Origin of the sequence: Roseomonas chloroacetimidivorans (genome assembly GCF_049629625.1) — a bacterium.
Classification (GTDB): Bacteria; Pseudomonadota; Alphaproteobacteria; order Acetobacterales; family Acetobacteraceae; genus Roseomonas; species Roseomonas chloroacetimidivorans.
In genome coordinates this window covers 1-6,572 of record NZ_JBNBZS010000162.1, presented here as the reverse complement: position 1 = coordinate 6,572, position 6,572 = coordinate 1, and the positions used below count along the sequence as shown (strand labels likewise).

The 6,572-nt window shown below is 71.6% G+C and carries 8 protein-coding genes and 1 pseudogene; 3 read left to right on the top strand and 6 right to left on the bottom strand.

Annotated features, from left to right (window positions below; all coding sequences use genetic code 11):
- The 3 genes from ACO1BU_RS35515 to ACO1BU_RS35505 form a co-directional block, all read right to left on the bottom strand.
- Positions 1 to 637, bottom strand: a 637-nt coding sequence (locus tag ACO1BU_RS35515) for a Bug family tripartite tricarboxylate transporter substrate binding protein (RefSeq protein ID WP_424140602.1), incomplete at its 3' end; no start/stop codon positions are given.
- Positions 638 to 1,344: 707 nt separating this feature from the next.
- Complete coding sequence (locus ACO1BU_RS35510; RefSeq protein ID WP_424140601.1) at positions 1,345 to 2,025, bottom strand: Crp/Fnr family transcriptional regulator; 681 nt, start codon at positions 2,023 to 2,025, stop codon at positions 1,345 to 1,347.
- Between the two features lie 292 nt (positions 2,026 to 2,317).
- Positions 2,318 to 3,064, bottom strand: a complete 747-nt coding sequence (locus tag ACO1BU_RS35505; RefSeq protein WP_424140600.1) for a Crp/Fnr family transcriptional regulator — start codon at positions 3,062 to 3,064, stop codon at positions 2,318 to 2,320.
- 231 nt (positions 3,065 to 3,295) lie between these two features.
- On the opposite strand from ACO1BU_RS35505, the gene ACO1BU_RS35500 reads away from it, so the two are divergent.
- Both ACO1BU_RS35500 and ACO1BU_RS35495 read left to right on the top strand, forming a co-directional pair.
- Positions 3,296 to 3,526, top strand: a complete 231-nt coding sequence (locus ACO1BU_RS35500) for a helix-turn-helix domain-containing protein (RefSeq protein WP_424140599.1) — start codon at positions 3,296 to 3,298, stop codon at positions 3,524 to 3,526.
- A 98-nt stretch (positions 3,527 to 3,624) separates the two neighbouring features.
- Positions 3,625 to 4,236: a response regulator gene (locus ACO1BU_RS35495; protein ID WP_424140598.1), complete on the top strand. Its 612-nt coding sequence runs from the start codon at positions 3,625 to 3,627 to the stop codon at positions 4,234 to 4,236.
- A 117-nt stretch (positions 4,237 to 4,353) separates the two neighbouring features.
- On the opposite strand, the gene ACO1BU_RS35490 is transcribed toward ACO1BU_RS35495, so the two are convergent.
- Complete coding sequence (locus ACO1BU_RS35490; protein WP_424140597.1) at positions 4,354 to 4,977, bottom strand: sensor histidine kinase; 624 nt, start codon at positions 4,975 to 4,977, stop codon at positions 4,354 to 4,356.
- Between the two features lie 678 nt (positions 4,978 to 5,655).
- Between ACO1BU_RS35490 and ACO1BU_RS35485 the strand changes: the two genes are divergently transcribed.
- Complete coding sequence (locus ACO1BU_RS35485) at positions 5,656 to 5,991, top strand: hypothetical protein (RefSeq protein WP_424140596.1); 336 nt, start codon at positions 5,656 to 5,658, stop codon at positions 5,989 to 5,991.
- Between the two features lie 28 nt (positions 5,992 to 6,019).
- Here ACO1BU_RS35485 and ACO1BU_RS35480 read toward each other — a convergent pair whose 3' ends face one another.
- Together ACO1BU_RS35480 and ACO1BU_RS35475 are read right to left on the bottom strand one after the other, a co-directional pair.
- Entirely contained in the window at positions 6,020 to 6,337 is a 318-nt protein-coding gene (locus tag ACO1BU_RS35480) for a hypothetical protein (protein ID WP_424140595.1), read from the bottom strand.
- 26 nt (positions 6,338 to 6,363) lie between these two features.
- A pseudogene (locus ACO1BU_RS35475) lies at positions 6,364 to 6,572 on the bottom strand (hypothetical protein); the annotation flags it as partial.

Sequence of the window (6,572 nt, the reverse complement as noted above, 5' to 3'; positions counted from 1 at the left end):
CCGGCATGTTCTCGAACATCACGTCGATCCGGCCGGCGACGAGGTCGGTAAGCGCAGGGGCTGAGCCACGATAGGCGACGTGCTCCGCGGGGAGCCCCGTTTCCTGCGCGAAGAGGGCACCGGTGACATGGATGTAGGAGCCACTGCCAGGAGACCCGTAGAGCATCGGCCGTCCCGCCGCCTTCATCGCCGCGATGAAGCCGGTCACGTCGCGGGCCGGCGAACTCTCCGGCACCACCATCACGTTGGGGAGCGAGCCAATCATCGCCACGGGGGCGAGGCCACGGACGAGGTCGAAGCTCAGGTCGCGATAGAGGTGGGGATTGACGGTGATCAGTCCTGAGGTCGCAACTAGGAGAACGTGCCCGTCCGGCGGCGCACCAGCTACGGCAGCTGCGCCGATGTTACCGCCGGCACCGGTCCGGTTCTCCACGACAACCGGCTGGCCCCATCCGGCCTCCAGCGCTCGGCCGAGCACCCGTGCCACGCCATCCAGCGACGCGCCCGCGGCGAAGGGCACGATCAATCGTACCGGACGCTGTGGGAACACCTCCTGGCCGCGAACGGTGCCGGCCATCGAGGCAAGGGCCAACGACGCCTGCGCGAGAAGCGCCCGGCGCCTGAGCAGAAGGTTCATGCGACTATTCCAAAGGAAGGTGGGGTGGTGCGGTCGTGAATAGATACCCGCGACCATTATCGCCCAACTTGCAAACGATGTGCCGTGCGGAACCGCGAGAGGCTCAGCATTTACGTGCCCAAACGACCGTCCCACGGGTTGAAAACCAGTCCCGGCCCGGGTTGATCGGCACCGTGCCTCCCCGTCCTCTGCTCCCCAACCGCTTCGCCGGCCTCTGCCGCCTGTGCCACCAGCCCGTTGCACCGGGCGAGGGCCGGGCGGTGAAGACAAGCAAGGGCTGACGCAATCTCTGTACCGCCTGCACCGCCGATCCCGAGAGCTCTGCCGAGCGCGGCGCCCGCGCGGGTTGGGTCTTCGCCCTCGCCCATCCCGGGCAGCCCGGCTCCACCTTTGTTGGGATGAGCCGCTTCCCGGCGCTCCGCTGCGCGCAGATCGTCGTGGACCTGGTTCTGGAGGCAGGGCGGCGGGGCGAGGCTGTACCGGTCGCCTGCGATGCCTGGGCCGTCGAGGTCCCGGACCGTTTCGCCGCGCGCGCGCGGCACTGCGGGCCGCATTCGCGGGGCAGGAGCGGGAGGAGGGCACGTACCGCGTCGGCCTCGATGCCGCGCTCGCCGCGCGGGGATCGGCGGCGAGCCGGTCCAGGTGCAGCCGACACTCGCGGAGTGGAACAAGTCGGGCCAGTAGGTTGCCCGACCGGTGGCCCTACGTCAGGCCCGGTAGGGGCCCCTCGCACCGGGCGGCAGTCCGAACAGGCCCTCGGACGCACGCCGGACGATGCCGTAGCACTCGCAGGCCACGCTCTCGAGGCCGGGCCGGTCCGTGACCTCCATCCGCCCCGCGCCGTAGCGGATCATCCCCGCCTTCTGGAGCAGGCCCGCCGCCACCGTGATCCCGGAGCGGCGCACCCCGAGCATCAGCCCGAGGAACTCGTGGGTCATGGCGAAGCTGTCGCCCTCCACGCGGTCGTGGGACATGAGCAGCCAGCGCGCGAGGCGCTGCTCCAGCTGATGCCGAAGGTTGCAGGCCGCCGTGCGCGCGACCTGGCCGTGGTGGACGAGCGCGTAGCGGTTCAGGGGGGTACGGAAGGCTGGGTGGCGCTCCAGCGCCTCCCGGAACGCGACCTTTGCCATCCGCAGCGCCGTCCCGGGCTGTTGCACCATGCCCTCGATGTCGTCAGCCTCGGCGTCGAGCAGGACGGGGAGGCCGACGAAGCCCTCGCGGCCGATCATCCCGACCTCCGCGGCATCGCCGTCCTCGGTGTAGGCGAGCTTCGAGACATAGCCCGTCTCCGGGAAGAACACGTTCCTGATTGGCTCGCCCGGCGCGTGCAGCACCTCGCGGAGGACGAGTTCAACCCGCTCCAGCCGGGGCCAGAGCGCCTCCAGCACCTCAGGCGGGAGGGCCGAGAGGAGACGGTTGCGAGTCGAGGGGGGGAGACGGCAGAGGCGGCCACGATGGCTCCTGCGACGGGGTGTCGGCGGGAGCACTGGCGCGTCTCTCAGAAGCCCGCGCCGAGGGGTCGCGGCGGGCGATGGGGCGCGTGTAGGGGCAGCGGGTCCACGGGTCGGTACGAAACCGCACGGCAGGTTGCGCCTCGCGCGGGCGTCCAGGGCGGCTTCGGCCTCGTACCATGACCGCCTCGGAGTCCCCGCCCCACGCCGGGCCGGCGTGGAGAGGATCTCAGGCCCGGTAGGGTGCCCTCTCGCCCGGCGACAGGCCGAGGAGGCGGTCCGAGGCGCGCCGGACCATGCCGTAGCACTCGCAGGAGACGCTCTCGAGGCCCGGACGGTCGGTAACCTCCATCCGGCCGCCTGCGTAGCGGATCATGCCCGCCCTCTGCAGGAGGCCCGCGGCCACCGAGATCCCGGCGCGCCGGACGCCGAGCATCAGGCCGAGGAAGTCGTGCGTCATCGGAAAGGCATCGCCCTCCACCCGGTCGTGCGACATGAGGAGCCAGCGCGCGAGGCGCTGCTCAATCCCGTGCCGCGCGTTGCAGGCCGCGGTGCGCGCGACCTGCCCGTGGTGGACGTGCCCGTAGCGGAGGAGGGCGCGGAAGGGAGGGAAGCGATCGAGCGCCGCGCGGAAGGCGCCCGCCTCCATCCGGAGCGCGGTGCCCGGTCCCTGCACCATCGCCTCCAGGTCGTCGCCCCCATCCTCACCCGCGAGGAGCGCCAGCCCGACCATCCCGTCGCGGCCGATCATCCCGACCTCGGCGGCATCGCCGTCCTCGGTGTAGGCGAGCATCGAGGCGAAGCAGCTCTCGGGGAAGTGCACCGCCGTGATGGGCTTGCCCGGCTCCTGGATCACGTCGCGCAGCGCGAACTCGACGGGGCTGAGGTCCGGCCAGAGCGCGGCGAGCACCTCGGGCGGGAGCGCCGAGAGGAGACGGTTGCGGGTCGTCGGGGTGGAAACGACAGAGGCGGCCATGATGGCTCCTGCGACGGGGTGTCGGCGGGAGCACTGGCGCGTCTCTCAAAAGCCCGCGCCGGAGGGTCACGGCGGGCGATGGCCGGTATATAGGGACGCATCGGGCTATCTGCTGTACGAAACCGCACGCCCTCCATCCGGTCGCCGCTCCCTCCGGCCCGCGGCGGACCTCCCCCACACTCCCGACATGCGACGAGCGCCCCTGACCGGTCGGACGGCGACGCCTTCCCGATGACCCACGAGTTCCTCTCCATGATGCTGGGCGTGCGCCGCGCCGGCGTGACCGTCACCGCCGGACTGCTCCAGAGGGCCGGCATGATCCGCTACGCAGGCGGCCGGATGGAGGTTACCGACCGCCCCGGCCTCGAGAGCGTCGCCTGCGAGTGCTACGGCATGGTCCGGCGCGCCTCGGAGCGCCTCTTCGGGCTGCCGCCGGGCGCGAAGAGATCCTATCGGGCTTGAGGCGCGTCGGAGTCGCCCGAGTCTGTGCGCTACCGGACGGAGCGTCGCCGGCATGTGGAGTAGCGGGAAGCTCCACACGCGATAAGGGGCAGCCCCGCATGCGATCGGAACGCTCTCCCTACGAAGCGCAGCGCATCCGGGCCCTGAGCGCCGCCGGGATCGCCGCCGCGCAGGAGGCGGCCCGCTGCGCGCTTCTCGCCCTCGGCAGCGGCCGGCACCGACCGGCGAACGACGACCTGCGCCAACTCACGGCCTTGGCAGCGACCTCACCCGGCGACCTCGACGACAGACCGGGCGAGCGCGAGGCAGTGGTGCGCGCCACCCTCTCCGCCGTCGAGCGCCTCCTGCCGCCCTTGCCCGAGGCCGCCGACGGGGGCTCGGCACCGCCTCGCGCGGACGGTGGTGCACGGCCCCGCGTGCTGGTGGTCGAGGACGAGTTCTTCATCGCGGACGACATCGCGCTGGAACTGCATGACGCCGGCCTTGATGTGCTCGGGCCGGCTCCGAACGTGGCGGAGGCGCTGGTCCTGATCGAGGCGGCTGCCTCGGACGGCGGGATCGCGGCCGCCGTGCTCGACATCGCCCTCCAGGACGGGCGGGTCACGCCGGTGGCCGACGCACTCGCCGCGGCCGGCGTGCCGTTCCTCTTCGCAACGGGCTACGGGCCGGAATACGACCGGTGCGGCCATGCGGGGCGCCGCTGCTGCTGAAGCCCTTCGGCGGGCCTGCCCTCGTCGGGGCCGTCGCGGGGCTGATCGCGACGGAATGGGCCTTCGCCGCTGGTCCGGCCCTGGCTCACGGGGCCCGGCTCAGCCAGCCCGCTCGCGTTACGCCCCCTCGGCCGGGAGCGGGAGGCTGATGGTGCAGGACACGCCGTCCGGGGCGTGCTCGATCCGGGTCTCTGCCCCGAGCTGATAGGCGAGGCCGCGCTCCAGGAGATCGGTCCCGTAGCCCCGGTGCCGCGGCGTGCCGGGCGGGGGCGCGAGCCCGCCCTCGCGCCACCCCAGGACGAGGCGGCGGCTCCCGTCCTCGCCCTCGACCCGCCACGTCACGGAGAGCCGGCCTCCGGCCTGCCGCAGCGCCCCGTGCCGGTCGGCGTTCGTCGCGAGTTCGTGCAGCGCGAGCGCAAGCGTCGGCACGACCTCGACGGGCAAGGTGACCGGAGGACCCTCGACCCGCACGGGCCCGGACCGGTCCGCGCCGACCGCGTCCATCTCCGCATGGACGAGGTCATGGAGCGAGGCCGACCAGCCCTCGCCCCGCGCCAGGGCGCCTTGTGCCCGGCCAAGGGCGGCGAGGCGGGCGTCATACCGCTCGAACGCCTCATCCGCGGGGAGTGTCCGGCGCGCCATGGCGCGCACGACGCCGAGCAGGTTGCGGGTGCGATGCTGCAACTCGGCCATGAGCGCGGCGTGCTGCTCCTCCAGGCGCCTGACCTCTTCCGCGGACATCAAACCCTTTGCATCGTTATCGTCCCGGCGTGCCCAACGCCGGAGGAGGCCCAATGGGCGCTGGGCGGCGACGCCGAGGCTGCCCTGCCTCTACCTGATCCGCACCTGCGCTGGTTAAGCTCATCGCCCGCAGCCGGACCCGCCGTCCCGCGGACCAGAACGGCCAAGTCGCGGAACTCCAAGCTGCGGCCCGCTTCCACCCCTGCATTGGGCTGCGCGCCGGAGGGCATGGATGAGGGGCGCCGCCTCATGTTCGGCCAGGTCGAGACAGGGGGTATCGAGGTAGACCCGGCCTTTCCAGCGTGTGCGGAAACGGACAGCCGCCGGGACCGGCAAGGCGCATGGGACTGAAGTCGGCTTCCCGGTCCGCAATCCGAGCCGAGGAGGATCGAAACCTGTCGTCTCGCACACTGCCTCCGAGCGGCACCGTCTCGTCGATAAGCTCGACAGCATTGCGACCCTGGCGGAGGAAGGGGACCGCGTCGCTCACCTGTGTTGCTGTCAGGCAGAGTTGTTCTGATTGTCAGCTGAGGCGGCGGGTTGGCCTTCGCCCTCAACGTCACTGTCGTGCTGTAAGTCCAGAAAGAGTTGGCAGCACTCATAGGGCCGTTTTGGGGACAGCCCGTGTGAAAAGGTGCTGATCTGCTAGGCTGGTGGCCTGCCGCTTGGGAGGCCGGAATGAAGCGTTTCGTCGAGGGTGCGGATCACCCCACTCCCCTGCCTGCGGGCAGCGCCGACGCGCTGACCGAGATCCTGATCCTGCTACGCCAGCAGAACGGCCTGCTGCTGGCCCTTGGCGAGCAGGTCGGGCAGCTGGTCCAGCTCATGGCCCGCCCCCAGGACGACGATCCCTCCCTCGAGCACCTGGTCGCCGGTCTGGTCGAAGCCCTGCACGGACAGTCCGAGGTGCTGGACCGCCTCGACGGACGCACCCTCGCCCTCGGCACCGACCTGCCAGCGGCCATCGCCCGGGAGCTCGCCCGCACCCTCCACCGCCGCGACCTCTCGCCCTGACCCTCGCCCGGGGCAGCACAGTACGGTCTCAGCGTCCGGCCGGCTGCACCGTGACGGAGCACGACACCGGCCGCCCGGCCCGGGTCGCCACGTCCTCGCAGTACTCGAACTCGGCCACCATGCCCTTCCCCCAGCGCCCGGGCGCCGAGGCCTGCCGCACCGTCAGCGCCACCGTGCCGAGCAGCAGCGCCAAGGCCAGCAGCCCCGCCGCCGCCCGGCCGGGCCAGGCGTGCCACGACCAGCAGGGCCGCTCCGGCGGCCTGCAGGCCGCTATCAGCCGATCCAGCCCTTCCTCAACCAGACTGAGACGGTGCTGCAGTACGGTTTCCTCACCCGGCAGCCGCATCATCTCACGCGGCCGCGCCCTTTCAATTACCCACATTTCCGCTTTACCAACTCGGCTCCGAGCATGAGATCGGAGAGCCTGGACCATCCGCGCCAGATGACGATGTTGCCGGGCGGTGGGTCGTGGGTGCGGGCGAGATAGCCGCCGAGGCGTGCGACCTTGAGCAGGTAGGTGGAGAGCGTCCGGGCTGGTAGCGTCTCGGCGGGCTTGGGAACGGCTTTGCTGGGGACTGCGC

Coding starts and splice junctions, on each gene's coding strand:
- ACO1BU_RS35505 (WP_424140600.1), bottom strand. CDS start 3,064: ATGGCCGCCTCTGTCGTTTCCACCCCGACGACCCGCAACCGTCTCCTC.
- ACO1BU_RS35500 (WP_424140599.1), top strand. CDS start 3,296: ATGACCCACGAGTTCCTCTCCATGATGCTGGGCGTGCGCCGCGCCGGC.
- ACO1BU_RS35495 (WP_424140598.1), top strand. CDS start 3,625: ATGCGATCGGAACGCTCTCCCTACGAAGCGCAGCGCATCCGGGCCCTG.
- ACO1BU_RS35490 (WP_424140597.1), bottom strand. CDS start 4,977: ATGTCCGCGGAAGAGGTCAGGCGCCTGGAGGAGCAGCACGCCGCGCTC.
- ACO1BU_RS35485 (WP_424140596.1), top strand. CDS start 5,656: ATGAAGCGTTTCGTCGAGGGTGCGGATCACCCCACTCCCCTGCCTGCG.
- ACO1BU_RS35480 (WP_424140595.1), bottom strand. CDS start 6,337: ATGCGGCTGCCGGGTGAGGAAACCGTACTGCAGCACCGTCTCAGTCTG.